The following is an 18,589-nucleotide window of genomic DNA, read 5'->3' as shown; positions in this document are numbered from 1 at the left end:
ACCGCCTGGCCGCCACCTCTTCAGAAGCGTGTGCTTTCCAGATATGCGCGGGTGTGCGCTGTATCCTGCATCTTGTCCGAGGACAGATCGACAGGTGCTGCCTCAGCAGCCGTGCCGCCTGCAGCAACAGCGGCCACTGCAGCAGGTGCTGCCGTTCCCGCAAATTTCAGAAAATCCCGGCGACTTGCCCCGTCCTTCGTTTTCTCAGTCATGTCTTTCCTCCTCATAGTCTGTGGTGGACGGCGTCCCGCCCGGTCTGCGCAGATCAGTCTGCTGTCATTCGGAATGCTTCGCGTTCGATGGCCATGAATTCACGGCCCACCGCCCCGACCGAAGCGTAAAAAACGGATGTTTTGGCCCCCTCAAGGTCCGTATAGAAATGCGAGGCCCAGGGGGCGATGTGGTTGTTGAAGAACGTGCGCTGTTTCTCAAGCGTGGCCGGTACACCGAAACGGCCCACAATCATGCCCGCCATCATCTCCATCAGCGACGCCATGCTGTCCTCGGGCTCAAACACATTCTCGGCCCGCGTCATCTGGTGCGCGGCCATGTCCTGCCGCAGACGTGCCAGCGGCTTTTCATTCAGAAAGCCCGTCAGATAGTAGCTGGCATAAGGCAACAGTTCGCCCCGTCCCAGCCCGATGAAAAGCGCATTGAATTCACGCTCTACTGCTTTGGGTTTGCTGGCTTTCGCCACGCGCGCGAGGCCGCTTACCGCCTCGCCCAACGCACTGTCGTCACCGCTGAGGCCGGCCGTCTGGTCCAGTGTTCCCTGATCGGCAGGACGGGCCAGCAACAGACCCATGAAATTGTAAAGATCCGCTCTCAGGCGGTCTTCGGGGGCGACATCAATTGTCTGTGCCTCAGCGCTCATGCGCCAGTCTCCTCAAACCTGAACGCCATGCGGCGCCGCGGTGCAACCGCAGCGAGGGCTGTCTCTTCTGCGGGCTCCGCCTCTGCCGGCTGTGTCTCTTCAGCGGCCTGATGCTCTGCGTCATCTGCTGCCGGTGATACTTCGGCAACATCATCCTCCGCTGCTTCAACCGCATCATCTGCTGCAATCTGCGCTTCGGCCTTGGCTTCTTTCTGGCGCTCCATCTCTTCGACATGCGCCATCATGCCTTTACCCACCTGGTAGGCCGTCTTCACGACCTGACCTGACATTCCGATGGTGTAGTCGTCATCGTATTCATTCAGACCGTCAACACAGGCCAGAACCGGATTGCTGCGCCACAGACGACGCAGCGCTATTTTCCGGAACCGTTCGGGCACTTCGCGGGACATGAAAACAGAGAAGTCATCGCCGTCCTGCAAGGTTGACGGATCGGGCAGGTTCAGTTCCGTCAGAAGTGTCGCATCATCCTGTTCTGCATACGCCGCTTCGCGCGCCTGTGTATCTTCTGCTTCGGCCGCACGACGGTCGGCCTGCGCCTCTGCCTCAACACCGGCGCGCCGACGCGCCCAGAAAGACCCGGCAGCGCTCATTCAGAAACCTCCGACGGCGCGCGGGATGGAGCGCGGTAAACATCAGTGGGCTGCGCAATGCGCGGATCACCGATGCCATTCTGAACTCTGTCGGTACGTGCCTTGTTGCGGCGGCGTTTTACGAACGGCTCCTCAACATGATGCCTGTGCACAAATTCTGCCACCCACTGCAGCAGAGCCGGCGGCATCGGCACTTTCTCAACAAGCTCCTCGCCTGAATCGCAGTAGTCCTGAGCCTCGTAAGGTGAGACCGTGACATGTACCAGATCAAGTGGCGCATCGGTTTCATGCTCGGGGTGCCGCAGTACAACGTAGACAGATGGCGTCTGGGTGCTCAGTTCATGCGCATAGGCTTCGGTGTCGGAGACATACAGCGATATATCCAGCGTACCCGCATGGAACTCGGTGATATCACCTTCCTCGCGGATTTCGCGCCACGAAGCCGGTACCGCGCCCGGCAGCACGGCCGTCGCTTTCCACGCCCACTTCGCCCAGCGGGTAACACCCGGCGAACGGCGCATGACAATACCCACCGGCATTGTCTGAGACTGTTGTATGGCTACACCCAAGTCGGTTCCCTGTGACGTGGCTGATCATTGTTTTCATCAGACTATCAAAACATCGCTGTTATCCCAGAAAAAACTGCATACAACCGCGCACAAACAGCTGAGGCGGGCCGGTGAACCGGCGCCCGGGGCAGCAAGGCCTATGTTTGCAAGGGAAAACGAGACGTTTCACAGAGCGAAACACGTTTGGAATTATTCTGCACTTCCGAAAAAAACCTGCACTTTTTCGCGTCTGTCAGGGCCGAATCCTGTTTACCTCCGGAGCCAGACCTGAATAGCTGTAGGCCGCTGCTGTTTCGCCGGAACGGATCGTTGCGCGACGCAGCAAAAGGGAGAGGACATGACCAGCAAACTGATCCTGTGCGACTGCCTCGGCAGCCAGTCTCCGGACGCGGATAAAATATCAGCCGCGACCGGTCTGGACTGTGCCGGCACGCTGACCGATGCCTGCGGTGCGCAGGTCGAACAGACAGCCCGGCTGATGCAGGATGGTGATGTCATGATCGCCTGCCAGCAGATGGCGGGTCTTTTTACAGACCTTGCCGCGGAGATCAGCGCTGAAACGCCGGCTTTCGTTGACATCCGTGACCGCTCCGGCTGGAGCGATGATGCGGGCCGGGAAAACCCCAAGACGGCCGCTCTTGTAGCGGAAGCCCTGTTGGCGAGCCCTGCCGAAAAGAGCATTGATATCGTCTCCGAGGGCGTCTGCCTGATCACCGGCCCGGCGGAAACGGCGCTTGCTGCGGCAAAAGAGCTGAGCGCCAGCCTGTCGGTCACCGTTTTGCTGGACGCCCCCCAACCCGTTGATCACGGTCAGGCTTATGACGCCGTCGTGGGGACCATTTCCCGCGCCTCGGGCGCATTGGGAAATTTCAGCCTGCGCATTGACGGGTTCCGCCAGATGGTACAGGGCGGCCGTGGTGAGGCCCGCTGGAGTGAGGCGCGCGATGGCGCGATGACGGAATGCGATATTCTCCTGGATCTGAGTGGTGATGCACCGCGTTTCAGCGCCCATGAGAAACGCGACGGTTACTTGCGGGCGGACCCGCGCAATCCGTCCGAGGTGGCCCGTGTCCTCGCAGAGGCTGCACAACTGACCGGCACATTTGAAAAGCCTCTTTATGTGCGCCTCGAAGAAAGCCTTTGCGCTCATTCACGCGCAGAGAAACCGGCCTGTTCAAAGTGTCTGAACGTCTGTCCAACCGGTGCCATTACTTCCGCGGGGGAGCATGTAGCCATTGATCCGCTGATCTGCGCGGGATGCGGGGCCTGTTCGGCGCTCTGCCCCTCAGGTGCAATCAGCTATGACGCGCCGCCGGTCGCGACTGTTTATACGCGGCTGAACACGCTGGCGTCCACTTTCCGCAATAGTGGTGGTACCGCCCCAAGGCTGCTTGTGCACGACAGCTACGGCAACGAGATGATCTCGCTGGCAGCAAGATACGGGCGTGGACTGCCCGCCGATGTCATTCCGTTTGAAACCGACGCGCTGGCGGGTTTCGGTCACGCGGAAATGCTGGCTGCGCTGGCCTGCGGTTTCGGGTCCGTCAGAATCCTGGCCGCACCACGCTCCGACCGCGATGTTCTGGCTTCTGAGACTGAGCTGGCCAACGCAATCGCGGGGAAACCGGGTGTCATGTTGCTGGACCTCAACGACCCCGACTCCCTGTCAGAAGAGCTCTATTCCGCCGGTTCACAGGATGCGCTGCAGGACCCGGTTCTTCCGATTGGTACCCGCCGCCAGGTCACGCGCCTCGCAGCCCGCGCACTGCAGCCGGATGCGGAAACAGTTCCGCTGCCGGAGGCCGCACCCTATGGCGCCGTCCTTGTGGACACGGATGCCTGCACCCTCTGTCTTGCCTGTGTCTCCCTGTGCCCGTCCGGCGCGCTTGGCGACAATGCAGACCTGCCACAGCTTCGTTTTCAGGAAGACGCCTGCCTGCAGTGTGGTCTGTGCAGCAATGTCTGTCCGGAAAAGGCCATTACTCTTGAGCCTCGCCTGAACCTGACGGATGACGCCTTTACCCAGCAGGTGCTGCATGAAGAAGAGCCCTTTGCCTGTGTGGAATGCGGCACGCTGTTCGGCACGAAATCCACCGTTGAAAGAATAATGGAAAAGCTGGCAGGCAATCATCACATGTTCGCCACGTCAGATGCCGCCCGCATGATCCAGATGTGTGACAACTGCCGTATCCAGGCGCAGTACCACTCGGAAAATAACCCGTTCTCGGGGGGCGAGAAGCCCCGCGTCAGAACAACCGAAGATTACCTGAGCAAGCGCAGGGATCACTGAAGTTGCAGCGGCGCACCCAGATCGGCCGGGGTTACGCCCGACACATAGGCGAGGATGGCCTGCAGATCGTCCACGGTCAGCTCAACGGGCACGATGGGCGAGGGCAGACTGGGATCAAAGGGATCGGTGACGCCCTCAATCTGGGTGAAACTCGGATGCGGGTTGAGCAGATGAAAATTGGCAAACCGCCGGTCCCAGTCACCAAATCCCCGCAGCACGCGGAAAGACGGTGTGGATCCCATGCCGTTCATCCTGTTGCTCTCATTGATCACATGACAACGCCCGCACAGAGCAAGCGACAGGGTCTCGCCCTTGCTGATATCGCCATCAAAGGAGACATCCACCTCGACACGGGCCGTCGTGAGTTCGGCAGAATAGGTGGTGCCATCCCCGGCGGTGAAACTTTCAATGGTACGTTTGCCCACATCGGACCGCAGCCACTCCAGAAACCGCACAGCACGCGGGTCACCGTTGTGCTCCAGCCCCCAACGCTGCGACGGGCCCTGGAAAACCGCCGTACCGGCATCGGTGAACTGCATGTCAGACGGCTGCCCCTCGCCCACCCGCTCGATACGTACGGACGTTTTGAGCGAAAAGCGCGGCACGATGTACTGCGCAAGCCCCGAGGCCTCCAGCACCCCTGGCACGGCAAGTTTCAGGTCTTCGGCATTGCCAATAGCCGGTCCAAGACCCAAAGCGCAGACAAAAGCTCCGAGAAATCTCCGCATATCGCGCCTCCTCCGCACATAGCGTTGCATCCAGCCTAGGCGCGCGTTTTATCCACCGTCAAGTTTTCATACCGATCCCGGAAAGGACCACACCATGTCAGATGACCTTAACATGTCGATGCGCAAATTCCTCAAACAGGTCGGTGTGACCTCTCAGCAGGCCATCGAAGAGGCGATGCGGAATGCGGGTGACACGACCGGCAAGACCTTTGAGGCGCGCGTCGTGCTGACCATCGACGGGCTGGACATGGAACACGTCGTGACCGGGCAGATTTCGGGTGGGCAGAGCTGAATGACTGTCACGCGTGACGCGGTTCTGGCCGCACTGAAAGAGATCAGCGATCCGGTCAGCGGGTCCGATATGATATCCGCAGGCCTTGTGAAGGCGCTGACTGTCGGGGACGACGGCGCTGTGCGTTTTGTGATGGAAGTGCCGCCCTCGCAGGCTGAAATCTACGGCAAGGTGCGCGATGCTGCTGAGGCAGCGGTCAAGGCGCTCGGCGCGGAAAACGTCTCCGTGGTGATGACCGCACACAGCAGCCCCGCAGCACCGCCCGACCTGAAGCCGCAGCGCGCGGCAGAGCCCTCCGGTCCGCAGAAAGTACCAGGCGTCGACCGGATCATCGCCGTCGCATCCGGCAAGGGTGGTGTGGGCAAATCCACCGTATCGTCCAATCTGGCCTGCGCACTTGCGGCAGAGGGCCGGCGCGTCGGGCTTCTGGACGCTGATGTCTACGGTCCGTCGCAACCACGGATGCTGGGGGTTTCGGGGCGACCGGCGTCGCCTGATGGCAAGACCATTCTGCCGATGCGCAATTTCGGCGTCACCATGATGTCCATCGGGCTGATGACCAATGACGACCAGGCAACCGTCTGGCGCGGCCCGATGCTGATGGGCGCTCTGCAGCAGATGATGAACCAGGTCCAGTGGGGTGCGCTTGACGTGCTGATCGTCGATCTGCCTCCGGGCACCGGTGACGTTCAGATGACGCTGACACAGAAATTCCAGGTGGATGGGGCTGTGGTGGTCTCAACCCCGCAGGATGTGGCGCTGCTCGATGCGCGCAAGGGCATTGATATGTTCAATCAGCTGGGCACACCGATCCTGGGCATGATCGAAAATATGTCGACGCATATCTGTTCAAACTGCGGGCATGAAGAGCATGTGTTCGGGCATGGCGGCGTTGCTGCCGAAGCTGAAAAACTGGGCGTGCCTCTGATGGCCGAAATCCCGCTGCATCTCGACATCAGACTGGCAGCCGATGGTGGCGCGCCGATTGTCGTGTCGAAACCGGACAGCCCCCAGGCCGGTGTTTTCCGGACCGTCGCAAAACAGCTGATTGCTGACGGCAAGGCATGAGCGGACCGCAGTTCCCTCCCCTGTTCACCGGGATGGCCACCGCCGGCGCTGATCCGGTCACGGCGGCCTGTACCGAGGCGCGCAACGGCTGTGACGCGGGACTGGTGACCTATGACATCACTGCGGAAAGGCTGAGGGCGGCCATCGTTTTTGCGCCGGAGGTTCCACTGGCCGAGGCTCTGATCATGCTGCCGGTGTGTGGTATAGGGTTCCAGAATGCCCTCGGTGCCCTCGCCCCGCCGGAAGTCAGTGTTCATCTCGAATGGGCGGGCGGCATTCGCCTGAACGGGGCCGCGGCAGGCAGCATTTCGTGCACCGCTGGCGGGACTGACCCCAAGGCTGAACCGGACTGGCTGGTGATCGGGCTCGACGTCGCACTGGCAGATGGCACGCAGGAAACAGGCGAAACGCCCGATGTCACAACACTTTATGCAGAAGGGTGCTCTGAGGTCGATCCCGGGGACCTGCTGGAGGCATGGGTGCGGCATTCGCTTGTCTGGCTGAACCGCTGGACAGACGAAGGGCTGCGGCCCCTGCACCGCGAGTGGGAAGGTCTTGCATCCGGCCTGAAAGAAGAGGTCACCCAATCCGGTCATACCGGCACCTTTATCGGCGTTGACGAAACCTTTGGAATGCTGTTGCAGCATGATGGTCAGACGCGCATCATACCCCTGACTGATACCTTACAGGACGCCCCATGAAACTCGCCCGCGCCATTCACTTCGACGACAGCGACACCCGTGTTTTCCACAGCCCGGCACGCACAGGCGAATGGTGTATCTCGGGCGGGTTCGAATTTTCGAACTGGTCAGAGGGTGATCTCGTCGGCAAGGCAAAACAGGCCTTTACCAACGGCTGGATGGGGGTGGAAACCTTCGGGCGCACCAGTTTTGTGGCGGTCACCCAGGTCGAGCAGAACGAGATTGATGCGCTGGCCCAGGCACTGGCCGGGCATTTTGTGAGCATCTATGGCGCGCCCTCACAGGAGGCCGCCCTGCCTGTTGCACATGAAGAACTGCGGCAGATGCTGGAATTGTGCGAGGACTTCGCCCCCAACACGCTGCTGACCGTCACCCGTGAACTGACCGACGCCGGAGTGCGCGAATCCTACGGCATGATCGAACCGCAGGATGCAGGCATCGAACAGTTTGCCGTGCACGGCTCGCTCGACGACGAGCCACACCAGCACTGATCGTCAGTCTGTCGTGGCGTTGAAAATGAACAGCGTCTCGCCGTTGATCGCATAGCTGTTTATCAGGTCACGCGCCCGCTCACCAGTCAGCCAGTCTTCAAGCCGCAGCGCCAGATCATGCCGCACGTGCCCATGAAGCTCAGGATTCACCGGCAAAAAAGCGTATTGATTGAACAGAACCGGATCACCTGAATAAAGCAGTGCCAGTTCCCCCTTGTTGCCGAAATTCAGCCAGCTGGCGCGGTCCGCAAGGATGTAGGCATTGAGCCCGGACGCCGTATTCAGGCTGGCCCCCATGCCGGCCCCAACCTGACGGTACCAGCCTCCGAAGGTGCCAGCGTCAAAACCCGCGGCTTTCCAGAGCGAGAGCTCTTTCTTATGTGTACCACTGTCGTCGCCGCGGCTCACAAACGCAGGCTCTTCTGTCCCGATCTTTTTCAGCGCTTCAGCAGCTGACGCAGCGCCTCCCACGGCAGCCGGATCATCCACCGGGCCGATGAAGACGAAATCGTTGTACATGATCTCGCGCCTGTGCGTACCGTATCCGCCTTCGACAAAAGCCTCCTCAGCCGCGCGCGAATGCACAAGGATTGCATCCACATCTCCTGCCTCTCCAAGGCGGAGCGCCTGCCCCGTGCCGACCACCAGCAACTGAACGTCTATGCCTGTGTCTTCGCGGATCGCAGGCAGCAGCACATCTGACAGGCCAGAGTTCTCAAATGAGGTTGTGACAGCCAGTTTCATCTCTTCAGCCTGCGCTGCCGCAGTCATCAGCACAGCGGCAAGTGTCGCAAGAATTCGCCCGGTCATGTCACAATATCTCCTCTCAGAAAGGCGCGCAGCGCTTCGGTCTGTGGTGTTTCAAAAAATGCCGGCGCAGTGCCTGCTTCATGTACCTGCCCATGCAGCATAAAGACCGCATCATGTGCAAGGCGACGCGCCTGTCCCAGATCATGCGTGGTCATCACAATCCGCGTGCCGGCATCCAGTGCGGCCTGCAACAGGGTTTCAATCGCCCGTGTCGATGCGCCATCAAGATTGGCACAGGGTTCATCCAGAAACAGCACCTGCGGGTCACGGATCAGCGCGCGGGCCAGCGCTAGACGCTGTTTTTCCCCGCCCGACAACCGGGTCGCCTGCAGTTTCAGCCTGTCCTGCAGACCGATCCGTTCGGCCCACAGCGCAACGGCTGCATCAATCTCCGCACGCGGCCTGCGCAGCAGCTGCAGCGGATACCGCAGATTATCAGCCACCGGGCGGCGCAGCATGATCGGCGTCTGAAACACATATGCCTGATGATGCTGGGCCTCTTCATCCGGCACGCTCCAGCGGACCACACCTTCGCTCAGGCGCTCTACCCCATGCATGACCCGCAGCAGCGTGGTTTTGCCGCTGCCGTTGGGACCGCAGATGATCGTCAGCCCGTCAGAGCCCAGCGTGTGGTCGACCGGGCCGATGAGACGTTTGCCCCGCCGGCGCACCGAGACATTTTCGAGGGTCAAAGGCAGGATTGAGGTCACCAGCGTCCCTCCCGCTCTGTCCGTGACAGCCAGTGGATCGCGATATTAACGCCGATGGCCAGAGCAATCAGGACAAATCCCAAGGCCAGCGCCAGTGCAAAATCACCCTTGCCGGTTTCCAGTGCGATGGCGGTTGTCAGCACACGGGTGGCGTTGTCGATATTTCCGCCGACGATCATGATTGCGCCAACCTCACCAATCGCACGGCCAAATCCCGCAAGAGAGGCGGTCAGCAGGTTGCGGCGTCCGTCCCAGATGAGCGTCATGATCCGCTGACGGCCACTGGTGTTCAGCGATATCAGCAGATCATGGTATTCCGCCCAAAGTTCCCGCATCGCCTGGTGCGTGATCGACGCAATGAGCGGTGTGATAATGATGACCTGTGCGATGATCATCGCTGTTGGTGTGAACAGCAGACCCAGAACACCGAAAGGGCCCGAACGCGACAACAGGATATAGACAATCAGCCCCACGACAACCGGCGGCAGGCCCATCAGCGCGTTCAGCAACGAGATCGTCAGCCTGCGAAAGCGAAACCGGCGGATCGCCAGAAGCGTGCCCAGTGGCAGTGCAATGGCGGAGGCGATGACAAGTGCCGTGAGGCTGACCTGGAGCGAGCGCAGGCTGATCTCGATCAGGTCTGCATCCAGGGTCACCACCAGCCAGAAAGCGGACGCGAGACCTTCAAAGATGTCGTTCATATGTCAGGTCAGTCCACGGGCCCGGCGTTGAGAAATCAGTCCTGAATGAGTAGGCCAATCCGGGCGCATCCGCAATGTGTGACGGCCACGCAGGGGCGCATCACCGGGCATCTGTCAGCTGTCGCCGTTGTCCCCTCGCGATGGCAGTTTGTCCCAGAGTTTCTGCAGCAGACTGAGCACCACAAAAACGCCGACCGCCCAGATCAGCAACTCATAGGGAGCCGCATCCGTACCGCGGAGCCAGCGCGCCAGCAGCCCCCCCTGCGGTCGCAGTTCCTCAATTCCAAAAAGTCCCGAGCGCGGCCAGAGAGACCAGGTCCAGAAACGCGACAGATACACCAGAACGACAGTGACAAAGAACATGAACAGCAGGATCAGAAACCGTCGGATCATCTCACGACCTCCACCGTTTCCGGGTCCATGCGCAGCACCAGCAGATCTCCCCGTCGCTCCACCTCACCCTCAAGCGAAATGAACTGTGCGACGTGGTGATAGGCGCTCTCGGGCAGCGCTGTGCCATCCGGGCCGGTGATCAGCAGATACTCGTGCCCCTCGACCGGCTGTGTGGTCACAAACACTGGTGGAATGTCGCCCAGCAGACAAAGATTTGCGCAGGCTTTATGGGCAAGCCCCCGCCCCGGACGCATCGCGCCTGCAAGGCATTTACCGTCGCAGATTTCGCCGGCAAGTCGCCAGCGGCCCAGCTGCTCGGTCGCCATTTCGGGTGCCTCGCCTTCGACGCCAGCCACACCGTTGCGGCCACCGCGCAACTGCATCATCTCCAGATCACCTCGGTCCAGAATAACGCCCGATACCTGAACCAGCTGACCGTCAAGCGGCGCAGTGCGTGATATCACACTGTTCTTGCCCTGTCCCGACAGCATCAGCGTTTGACCAACGGCAACCCGCTCACTGCCTTCTGTGACGCGCACCACCGGATAGGGCGTCATTTCCAGAACGCCTTTTACAGTTTGCCGGCCATAGTCGAACCGGAACGCACCATCGCCCGGATCATCCTGGGCCACACCCAGCGCCAGACCAAGACCGCCCAGTCCGGAAACGAATACCACACAAATCACCAGCAAAAACATCCGCAGGCCGCGCGGCGCTGAAAGGTATCCAACGAAGAAGGGGCTGTTTTTCTCGCTCATGCCGGTACCTCCTGAGTATTCATGCCCGGGACCGGCACCGGCTGAACAAAAGTGCCGGGCGGATTTGCCGCCGGGTCGACCTGGACGCGTGTACCGTTGAGCCGCAGATTATAGGTGGGCACTTTTTCCGTAAACGGTGCAGGTGACCGCCCGGAGGTCACATCATACTGAAACCCGTGCCAGGGGCATGTCACGAGGCAGTCAATAATCCGGCCTTCGCCCAGCGGGCCGTTCTGGTGGGCACAGGCGTTTGAAATCGCGCTCAGCGTGCCATTGTTCAGGTAGACGGCAACACGGTCCCCTTCGGGCAGCAACCGGATCTTTGCAAACCCGTCCGACATCTCGGAAACATCGCAGATGTCGATCCAGTCCGCCGCGGTAGCAACCGTGGCCGCATCTGCGCGCCGTTCCTGCAGTGCGGCCATAAGATGCAGCACGCCGACCAGCACCGCGCCACCGATGAAAATCACCGTAAAGGCGTGGTTCTGCTGGTCCTGCAGGATCCCAAGAGACACATGTGCGACGACAGACAGATAGGCGGGATAGATGAGGTAGTGGATCCGTTTCCAGACAGGCGGGGTCAGGAACTTCATCCAGAAATCATGACTGGTAGCCGCGAGGATCACCAGCACGAGCAGCGCAAAAATCCCGAAGGCCTCGAACGGAAAACCGGCCAGCTGGCTGTAGGACGTATTCGCAAACAACAGCGCCTCGAACTTGTCCGAGCTCGAAAAAGCAAAGTACCAGTTCAGGATATAAGAGGCATGTGTGAGTGCCACGAATACAGTCATCACACCGAAATGCCGGCGGTTGTAAAGCAGCGGCAGAAACCGTTTATCAAGCCGCGCAAGCGGCCCGATACACAGGATCACGGTCAGCATCACAAAGGCACAGGCACCAAAAGCACGCGCGTTATGAACCTGCGGATTGATCGGTCGTTCATGGCTCAGAATGCCCGGAGCCGCATAAAGAAACACGTAGAGAAACAGAGCAACTCCCACGAGCATCACAGCATCGTAAATGTATTTGTTGTTGTTCCACTGAACGGGTGTGTATTTGACGCTCACTGGCTGACCTCATCGGATGCAGACAACTGAACCGGTGCAATATCCGCAGGCCACGTCTGGCGCAGTGACAGACCCACCAGGATGATCAGCGCAATACCTGCGGGCAGGATCATACCCACCGCAAAATGCGCCCTGCGGGGTGGGTCATACCGCCTGCCCCAGACCTCGCGGCCGCTTTCGTAAACATACCACCGCCACAGCACGAGTGGCCAGATGACAAGAACACCGGGGATCAGCAGCGGCCGGAAGATATAGGCCCCCTGCGCATCCTCATCGATGCGGTCCATGCCGATGGTCAGAAATACAGCAGCCACCGCCGCTCCGATCATGGCCCAGACGCGCAGGCCCACTAAAATCGCTTCGGCTTCGTTCATCGGTCTCCCCGGTGTTGCATGTCGGTTTCTGTGACAGAAAGTGCGCTACTTTGCCGGGAAAAGAAAATCACATTTTTCGCAATGTCCAATGTTTCCCGTCCTTTGGCGGGGTGCTGCCGTTTCTTGGTCACTTGTGGTACGGCTGCGTTTCACTGCCCGGTCAGCGACGCCCCCCGCACGGCACGCACCCCTGCGCGGACAATTGCAATCACCGTCAGGACCGTCAGGCCCCAGAAAAACCAGGTAATCGGACCGCGGAACAGGATGGCCGGGTCGCTGCCGGACATCAGCATGGACTGGCGGAAGTTATCCTCAAGCAGTGGCCCCAGAATGAAGGCAATCAGGAACGGTGCTGCCGGTATCTGAAACCGTACCATCAGAAACCCGACCCACCCCATGACGAACATAACACCCACATCGAAGATGTTGTTGTTCACCGCGAAAACACCGTAGATGCAGAGCACCAGAACGCCCGGGATCAGGATACGTTTCGGAACATCCGCCACGTATTTGAACCCGCGGATCGCGACTGACCCCACAAAAAACAGGAAGACGGAACTCACAATCAGACCAATGAACAGGCCATAGATGATGTCTACGTTCAGGATAAACATCATAGGGCCAGGCTGCAGGCCATGGATCATGAAGGCACCGATGATGATCGCGGTGATCACATCGCCCGGCACTCCCAGCGCCAGAAGCGGGATCAGCGTCGCACCGGCGACGCCGTTGTTCCCCGCCTCAGAGGCGGCGACACCCTCAACTTCGCCCTTACCGAAATTTGCCTGGTTTTTTGAGGTGCGGCGCGCTTCCGAATAGCTCAGGAACGCCGAAGGCGCCGCACCGATCCCGGGGATAGAGCCCAGGAAAACACCGATAAAACTGCCCCGTACGATGGATTTAAAGCTGCGCCGGTAGTCTGCGAACGTGACCCAGTTCTTGCCCAGGCTGCGGGCTGTGCCGACATGTGCTGTCGGGTTCCAGACCATCGCCAGGATTTCGGGAATAGCGAAGAGCCCGATCAGCACCGCGATGAAATTCAGACCGCCCATCATATTGGGGTCGCCAAACGTGAACCGGTTCGTTCCGTAGACGAGATCAAGCCCCACTGTGGCCAGCAACAGCCCCAGAAGGGCAGAAAGCGCACCCCGCAACAGGCTTTTGCCGGAGACGCCCGCGATGATCGTCAGAGAGAACAGGATCAGTGTGAAGAATTCCGGCGGCCCGAAGCTCAGCGCGAAAGAGGCGAGCCATCCGGCAAACAGGATCAGTGCAAGGTTCGAGATAACGTCAGCCGTGCAGGACGCCCAGAGCGCCATGCCCAGCGCGCGCCCCGCCTCACCCTTTTCCGCCATCGGATAACCGTCCAGGATCGTGGCCGATGATGCCGGCGTGCCCGGCGTTTTGATCAGGATCGCAGGAATCGAGCCGCCGAAAATACCCCCTTTGTAGACCCCCAGCAGCAGAAGGATGCCGGTTATGGGCTGCATGGCAAAGGTAAAAGGCAGCGTCAGCGCCACAGCCATCGTGGCCGACATGCCCGGGATTGCGCCACCGACCACGCCAATGGCCACACCAACGAACAGCGCCAGAAAGGCTTCGATGTTCCCGACGACACTGAGACCCGCTGCAATACTGTCCAGAAAACTCATGGCAACCTCAGAAAATTGCCCTGCGGGATCGCCACACCGGCGACATGGGCAAAGAATGCGTACAGGATCAGGGGAATGATGATGGCGCAGACCACCGCCGTGACCGGATGGCGTGTGCGTACAAGGAACGCGGAGGCCACAAACACGAGCATGGAGGTCAGTACCATGCCGAGGCGCGGCATCAGAAACATCGTCAGCCCCATAATCACCGCCATACCGGCAAGCCGCATCCAGGCCGCAGCCGGATCATCAGATGGCGTATTTACCGGCACGCCGTCGTCTGCTGCCCGCAAACCGCCGATCAGCAGACCAAGGCCTGCCAGTCCGGTAAAGCCAGCAAGAGCGTAGGGCCAGAACAGAGGGGAGAGGATCAGGCGCTGCACGTTGCTGGGCGAGGACACCCACTGCGGAATGGCCCAGAGCAGCAGAAAAAGTGACGCAATGATCGCGCCGCTCCCCAATGAAATCTGGACCTGTCTTTCTGTCATGTGCCGCGCCCCCTGCCCGGACGTTAGAGTTGGAAACGCCGGGCCACAAGAAGCCCGGCGTCGCTCGATAGTACTGTGATCAGAGGCCTCAGCCTTCGATCCGCATACCCAGTTCGTCCACAAGTTTGCGGAACGTGTTGTACTGGCCTTCGATGAACTCATTGGCCTTGACCGGATCCATCAGCTCGATCACCGAACCGCGGGCCGTCATCTTTTCCAGGAATTCTCCATCAGCCGTGGCCTCAGCCATCCATGCGCCCCACTTGTCTGCGACATCATCCGGCAGATCATCGGGGCCTGCGATACCTGTCCAGCCAACGAGCTGGTGCAGCGCGGGTTTACCTAGATCGGCAGCTGTCGGGGCATCAAAACCGGGAACGGGGTCCGGCGTTGTCACCATCAGCGGCACAAGCTGTTTGTTTGCCACAAAGCTCGCAAGCGCCGAAGAGTTGGTGCACAGGAACGTTGCCGTGCCGTTCAGAACGGCCGTGGCCGCAGCCCCGCCGCCTTTCTGCGGAATGTGCGTGGTCTGCGTCAGTGGCTCTTCAACGCCGAACTCAGACAGCACCATCACGGCCGCGATATGCAGCAGAGATCCGACGCCGGAAGAAGAATATGTCACGCCGCCTTCAGCGACCTTTGCAATCAGATCGTCCATGGATGTGATGCCCGAAGACGGGCTCACAGCACAGGCCACAGGGTTGATCTCGTAAACGGTCACGAAACGGAAATCATCAAGCGTGTAGGGCAGCGTCGCCTTCATCGCCGGGTTCACCGAATGCGATCCGACACGGGCAAAAAGCATCGTGTAGCCGTCCGCTTTCGCGTTCTGCACCGCAACGGAGCCTGTCGCACCGCCGGCGCCTGTCACATTGGCCATGACCAGCGGGCTGCCAACCGCATTTCCAAGCGGTTCAGCGATGGTCCGGGCTGAAATATCGGTTGCCCCACCGGCACCATAAGGAATGACCATATTGATCGGCCGTTCGGGGTATTCGGCCGCCGCTGTGGTCGCAAGGCCAAGCCCGAGGGCGCAGATGGCGCCAAGTGTCCTGAATTTCATCGTTTCCTCCCAATTGGATCCCTGTTGAGACGTGAAGCATCAAGCGTCCCCATCGCCCTTGACAAACGGTATCGTTAAGACAAGCTTTGACGAAGCAATATAAAATTACACAGATCGTTAGCTGCGCTAACAAAAAGGCAATCATCCATGTCCATCCGAACCCTGCGGACGCTGATCGCCATTGATGAGCACAAAACCTTCAGTGCCGCGGCTGATGCGGTCTTTGTCACACACGCCGCGGTCAGCCAGCAGATGCGGGCGCTGGAAGAGTCGTGGGGTGTCCAGCTTTTCGACCGGAGCCGCCGGACACCTGAACTGACGCCCCTGGGACGGGCTCTGGTTGCCCGCGCACGCGAAGTTGTCCGGGCCTATGACCAGATCCTGCCCTCCGTGTTGGGCGAAACCGGTGTCAGCGGCGAGATTGCACTGGGCGCACTGCCGACCACACTGACAACGCTGGTGCCCTCCGTGATCTCCATGCTGGTGGAGCGGCATCCGGAAGTGCATGTGCGCCTGTTTCCCGGGCTGACGACCGGGATGGTCTCGCAGCTGGAACGGGGTGCGCTGGATGCGGCGCTGATCACCCGGCCCGGCACCCTGCCCCCAGGGCTTGCCTTTCATGATATCGCCGAAGAGCCGGTTCAGTTGCTGGCGTCGCGCGATACCAAAAGCGACGATCCGTTCGAGCTGCTGGCATCAATGCCGTTTATCCGTTTCAACCGTGACGCGGTCGTCGGTCATATGATCGAAGCCTGGCTGCAGAAAAAAGGCCTGCGGGTGAATGAAACCATGGAGCTTGAGGACCTGGAGGCCATCTCGAGCATGGTACATGCCAATCTCGGCGTGGCGATTGTGCCGCGCCGCTGTGTACAGATGCGCGAACCTCTGCCGCTCAAACGCCTGTCGCTGGGACCGGACGCACCTGTCCGGCTGCTGGGACTGGCCCACAGGCGGGACAACCCGCGCACCCGCATTGTGACGGAACTGCATGATCTGTGTCTGCGCGCCGTCCGGGAAAACGCGCCGGCCCCGGACGGCATATGACCGGGACAGAAGCGCTTTTTATCTGCCTCGGTGCGGCGGCCGCCGGTTTCGTCAATGGCCTTGCGGCCTTTGGCACTGCTCTTTTTGCGATGGGGTTTTTCCTCACAGTCATGCCACCGGTGCAGGCCGTTGCGCTCAGCGTCGGTCTGGCGGCGGTCAACGGTTTGCAGGGGGCATGGGTCGTCCGGCGGGAAATCGCGCAGAATCCTGCACGGCTGGCGCGTTTTGCGGTGCCTGGGCTTTTGGGCGTGCCGCTTGGCGTTTCGCTGTTGCAGGTGCTTGATGCGGACGTGCTGAAACTCACAATTGCGTTGTTCCTGATCTGCTACGGCGGCTATTTCACACTGCGCCGCCAGTTGCCGGCCGTCACACCGGGAACCGGTCTGCCGGATATGGCCGTTGGCTTTTCAGGTGGTATTCTGGGCGGTGCTGCAGCCCTTTCCGGCGCGCTGCCCACCATGTGGTGTTCACTGCGCGGCTGGCCAAAGAGCGAGCTGCGTGCCGTACTGCAACCCTTCAACGTGATCATTCTGTCAGCGACGCTGGTGTTGCTGGTTTTTTCCGGCGCGTTCACGGCGCAGACGCTGGTCTTTTTCGCCCTTGCACTGCCCGTGGCCCTGCTTTTCGCCCGACTGGGCCTGATGGTGTTCAGACGCCTGCCGGACGCGGTATTCACGAGGCTGCTGATCGGGCTCTGCCTCGTGTCAGGAACCGCCATGCTGATCCGGGAAGTGCTATGAAAATCGACCGCATCCAAGTTTTCGTGTACCGGGCACCAACGCCCGCGCCGGTGGCAACCTCCTTCGGGATCATGCGCGACCGCCCGGCCGTATTTGTGCGGCTGACAGACAGTCACGGCGCATCCGGATGGGGCGAGATCTTCGCAAACTGGCCCGCGGCAGGTGCAGAACACCGCGCGCATCTGCTTATCCGCGATATCGGCCCCCTTGTCCTTAATCAGGTGTTTGATGGCCCCGAAGATCTCTGGCAGCGCCTGACCCGGGCCACACACATCCGTGCGCTGCAATGCGGGGAGCCGGGCCCTTTCGCGCAGGTCATCGCCGGGCTGGATACAGCAGCACATGATATCCGCGCGCAGCACAAGGGTGTCCCGCTGGCACAGGCAATCAGCGCCGGTGCTGGCACCAAGGTGCCCGTTTACGCCAGTGGTATTGCCATTGACCGCGCGGGCGGGATGATCCCCGAGGCCAGGGAACAGGGCATTTCCCGGTTCAAGGTCAAGGTTGGTTTCAGCCTGGAACGGGATCTGGAACTGCTGTCGCAGCTGAAATCTGAGCTTCTGACGGGTGAGACACTTTGCGCGGATGCAAACCAGGCCTGGGATGTGATGCAGGCGCTGACCTTTATGACCGCTGGCGCTGACCTGGGCCTCACCTGGCTCGAAGAGCCACTGGCCGCAGACAGACCTGCATCAGAATGGATGGCGCTTACCAACACCGGCACCATGCCCCTGGCCGCCGGAGAAAACATCGCAGGACTGACAGAGTTTCAGGCGGTGCTCGCACGGGGTCACCTGTCTTTTCTTCAGCCGGATGTGGCCAAATGGGGGGGCGTGACCGGGTGCCTGCAGGTCGCGCAGGACGCGCACAAAGCTGCCGTAACCTATTGCCCGCACTTCCTGGGCGGCGGTATTGGTCTGATCGCATCGGCACATCTGCTGGCAGCCGCTGGCGGACCGGGTGTGCTGGAAGTCGATGCAAACCCGAACCCTCTGCGGGATGCTTTCCTCGATGATATGCCGCTCAGGGACGGCCAGTGGCATCTCAACACCTCGGCGGGGCTGGGCATCGTGGATCTGCCCGAAGCAATCACACCATTCCAGACACTGGCGCTTGAACTTTCCTGACCGCGCGCCACCCTTGCAGCAGAATGACAGGAGGCACA

The 18,589-nt window shown here is 60.4% G+C and carries 23 protein-coding genes; 8 read left to right on the top strand and 15 right to left on the bottom strand.

The genetic code is table 11. The features are described from left to right. Positions 1-20: 20 nt before the first annotated feature. From AB4K19_RS03520 to AB4K19_RS03505, 4 genes are read right to left on the bottom strand one after another with little or no spacing between them, the layout of a single operon-like run. Positions 21-212, bottom strand: coding sequence for a twin-arginine translocation pathway signal protein (locus AB4K19_RS03520; RefSeq protein ID WP_375230554.1), 192 nt, complete (start codon positions 210-212; stop codon positions 21-23). Positions 213-265: 53 nt separating this feature from the next. Continuing rightward, positions 266-874 (bottom strand): TorD/DmsD family molecular chaperone, encoded by a 609-nt coding sequence (locus AB4K19_RS03515; RefSeq protein WP_375230553.1) that lies wholly within the window; start codon positions 872-874, stop codon positions 266-268. Further along, on the bottom strand, positions 871-1,485 hold the full coding sequence (locus AB4K19_RS03510) for a DUF3306 domain-containing protein (protein ID WP_375230552.1): 615 nt from the start codon (positions 1,483-1,485) through the stop codon (positions 871-873). The genes AB4K19_RS03515 and AB4K19_RS03510 overlap by 4 nt, the downstream gene beginning before the upstream one ends. Then, on the bottom strand, positions 1,482-2,006 hold the full coding sequence (locus tag AB4K19_RS03505) for a DUF3305 domain-containing protein (RefSeq protein ID WP_436399063.1): 525 nt from the start codon (positions 2,004-2,006) through the stop codon (positions 1,482-1,484). Before AB4K19_RS03505 ends, AB4K19_RS03510 begins: the two co-directional genes overlap by 4 nt. Positions 2,007-2,391: 385 nt before the next feature. Between AB4K19_RS03505 and AB4K19_RS03500 the strand changes: the two genes are divergently transcribed. Further along, complete coding sequence (locus AB4K19_RS03500) at positions 2,392-4,344, top strand: 4Fe-4S binding protein (RefSeq protein WP_436399062.1); 1,953 nt, start codon at positions 2,392-2,394, stop codon at positions 4,342-4,344. Here AB4K19_RS03500 and AB4K19_RS03495 read toward each other — a convergent pair. Next, positions 4,338-5,072, bottom strand: coding sequence for a hypothetical protein (locus AB4K19_RS03495; RefSeq protein ID WP_375230551.1), 735 nt, complete (start codon positions 5,070-5,072; stop codon positions 4,338-4,340). The two genes, AB4K19_RS03500 and AB4K19_RS03495, sit on opposite strands and share 7 nt — an antisense overlap. 94 nt (positions 5,073-5,166) lie before the next feature. On the opposite strand from AB4K19_RS03495, the gene AB4K19_RS03490 reads away from it, so the two are divergent. From AB4K19_RS03490 to AB4K19_RS03475, 4 genes are read left to right on the top strand one after another with little or no spacing between them, the layout of a single operon-like run. Further along, positions 5,167-5,364 carry a DUF6494 family protein gene (locus AB4K19_RS03490; RefSeq protein WP_375230550.1) on the top strand — a complete coding sequence of 66 codons (198 nt, stop codon included), beginning with the start codon at positions 5,167-5,169 and terminating at the stop codon, positions 5,362-5,364. Further along, on the top strand, positions 5,365-6,432 hold the full coding sequence (locus AB4K19_RS03485) for an Mrp/NBP35 family ATP-binding protein (RefSeq protein WP_375230549.1): 1,068 nt from the start codon (positions 5,365-5,367) through the stop codon (positions 6,430-6,432). It begins immediately after the preceding gene. Beyond that, positions 6,429-7,133 carry a biotin/lipoate--protein ligase family protein gene (locus AB4K19_RS03480; RefSeq protein WP_375230548.1) on the top strand — a complete coding sequence of 235 codons (705 nt, stop codon included), beginning with the start codon at positions 6,429-6,431 and terminating at the stop codon, positions 7,131-7,133. The genes AB4K19_RS03485 and AB4K19_RS03480 overlap by 4 nt, the downstream gene beginning before the upstream one ends. Next, positions 7,130-7,624 (top strand): DUF6505 family protein, encoded by a 495-nt coding sequence (locus AB4K19_RS03475; RefSeq protein WP_375230547.1) that lies wholly within the window; start codon positions 7,130-7,132, stop codon positions 7,622-7,624. The genes AB4K19_RS03480 and AB4K19_RS03475 overlap by 4 nt, the downstream gene beginning before the upstream one ends. 3 nt (positions 7,625-7,627) lie before the next feature. Here AB4K19_RS03475 and AB4K19_RS03470 read toward each other — a convergent pair whose 3' ends face one another. From AB4K19_RS03470 to AB4K19_RS03425, 10 genes are all read right to left on the bottom strand, one after another. Continuing rightward, positions 7,628-8,434 carry a substrate-binding domain-containing protein gene (locus AB4K19_RS03470; RefSeq protein WP_375230546.1) on the bottom strand — a complete coding sequence of 269 codons (807 nt, stop codon included), beginning with the start codon at positions 8,432-8,434 and terminating at the stop codon, positions 7,628-7,630. Further along, positions 8,431-9,147, bottom strand: coding sequence for an ABC transporter ATP-binding protein (locus tag AB4K19_RS03465; protein ID WP_375230966.1), 717 nt, complete (start codon positions 9,145-9,147; stop codon positions 8,431-8,433). Before AB4K19_RS03465 ends, AB4K19_RS03470 begins: the two co-directional genes overlap by 4 nt. Continuing rightward, the gene (locus AB4K19_RS03460) at positions 9,141-9,845 is read right to left on the bottom strand and encodes an ABC transporter permease (RefSeq protein ID WP_375230545.1); all 705 of its coding nucleotides are present in this window, start codon (positions 9,843-9,845) and stop codon (positions 9,141-9,143) included. Before AB4K19_RS03460 ends, AB4K19_RS03465 begins: the two co-directional genes overlap by 7 nt. Positions 9,846-9,959: 114 nt before the next feature. After that, positions 9,960-10,238: a hypothetical protein gene (locus AB4K19_RS03455; protein WP_436399060.1), complete on the bottom strand. Its 279-nt coding sequence runs from the start codon at positions 10,236-10,238 to the stop codon at positions 9,960-9,962. Next, positions 10,235-10,996: a hypothetical protein gene (locus tag AB4K19_RS03450; RefSeq protein WP_375230544.1), complete on the bottom strand. Its 762-nt coding sequence runs from the start codon at positions 10,994-10,996 to the stop codon at positions 10,235-10,237. The genes AB4K19_RS03455 and AB4K19_RS03450 overlap by 4 nt, the downstream gene beginning before the upstream one ends. Next, entirely contained in the window at positions 10,993-12,063 is a 1,071-nt protein-coding gene (locus AB4K19_RS03445; RefSeq protein ID WP_375230543.1) for a Rieske 2Fe-2S domain-containing protein, read from the bottom strand. Before AB4K19_RS03445 ends, AB4K19_RS03450 begins: the two co-directional genes overlap by 4 nt. After that, complete coding sequence (locus tag AB4K19_RS03440; RefSeq protein WP_375230542.1) at positions 12,060-12,437, bottom strand: hypothetical protein; 378 nt, start codon at positions 12,435-12,437, stop codon at positions 12,060-12,062. The genes AB4K19_RS03445 and AB4K19_RS03440 overlap by 4 nt, the downstream gene beginning before the upstream one ends. A 149-nt stretch (positions 12,438-12,586) precedes the next feature. Beyond that, positions 12,587-14,089: a tripartite tricarboxylate transporter permease gene (locus AB4K19_RS03435; RefSeq protein ID WP_436399058.1), complete on the bottom strand. Its 1,503-nt coding sequence runs from the start codon at positions 14,087-14,089 to the stop codon at positions 12,587-12,589. Continuing rightward, positions 14,086-14,577: a tripartite tricarboxylate transporter TctB family protein gene (locus tag AB4K19_RS03430; RefSeq protein WP_375230541.1), complete on the bottom strand. Its 492-nt coding sequence runs from the start codon at positions 14,575-14,577 to the stop codon at positions 14,086-14,088. Before AB4K19_RS03430 ends, AB4K19_RS03435 begins: the two co-directional genes overlap by 4 nt. Before the next feature lie 88 nt (positions 14,578-14,665). Then, positions 14,666-15,640 carry a Bug family tripartite tricarboxylate transporter substrate binding protein gene (locus AB4K19_RS03425; RefSeq protein WP_375230540.1) on the bottom strand — a complete coding sequence of 325 codons (975 nt, stop codon included), beginning with the start codon at positions 15,638-15,640 and terminating at the stop codon, positions 14,666-14,668. 147 nt (positions 15,641-15,787) lie between these two features. On the opposite strand from AB4K19_RS03425, the gene AB4K19_RS03420 reads away from it, so the two are divergent. From AB4K19_RS03420 to AB4K19_RS03410, 3 genes are read left to right on the top strand one after another with little or no spacing between them, the layout of a single operon-like run. Beyond that, entirely contained in the window at positions 15,788-16,684 is an 897-nt protein-coding gene (locus AB4K19_RS03420) for a LysR family transcriptional regulator (protein WP_436399055.1), read from the top strand. After that, positions 16,681-17,424: a sulfite exporter TauE/SafE family protein gene (locus tag AB4K19_RS03415; RefSeq protein WP_375230538.1), complete on the top strand. Its 744-nt coding sequence runs from the start codon at positions 16,681-16,683 to the stop codon at positions 17,422-17,424. The genes AB4K19_RS03420 and AB4K19_RS03415 overlap by 4 nt, the downstream gene beginning before the upstream one ends. Further along, a complete protein-coding gene (locus AB4K19_RS03410; RefSeq protein WP_375230537.1) occupies positions 17,421-18,551 on the top strand; it encodes a mandelate racemase/muconate lactonizing enzyme family protein in 1,131 nt (376 codons plus the stop codon). Before AB4K19_RS03415 ends, AB4K19_RS03410 begins: the two co-directional genes overlap by 4 nt. The last annotated feature ends 38 nt before the right edge of the window (positions 18,552-18,589 follow it).

It is taken from the genome of Roseobacter phycocola (genome assembly GCF_042055075.2).
GTDB lineage: Bacteria > Pseudomonadota > Alphaproteobacteria > Rhodobacterales > Rhodobacteraceae > Roseobacter.
This window is presented reverse-complemented; position numbering and strand designations above follow the sequence as displayed.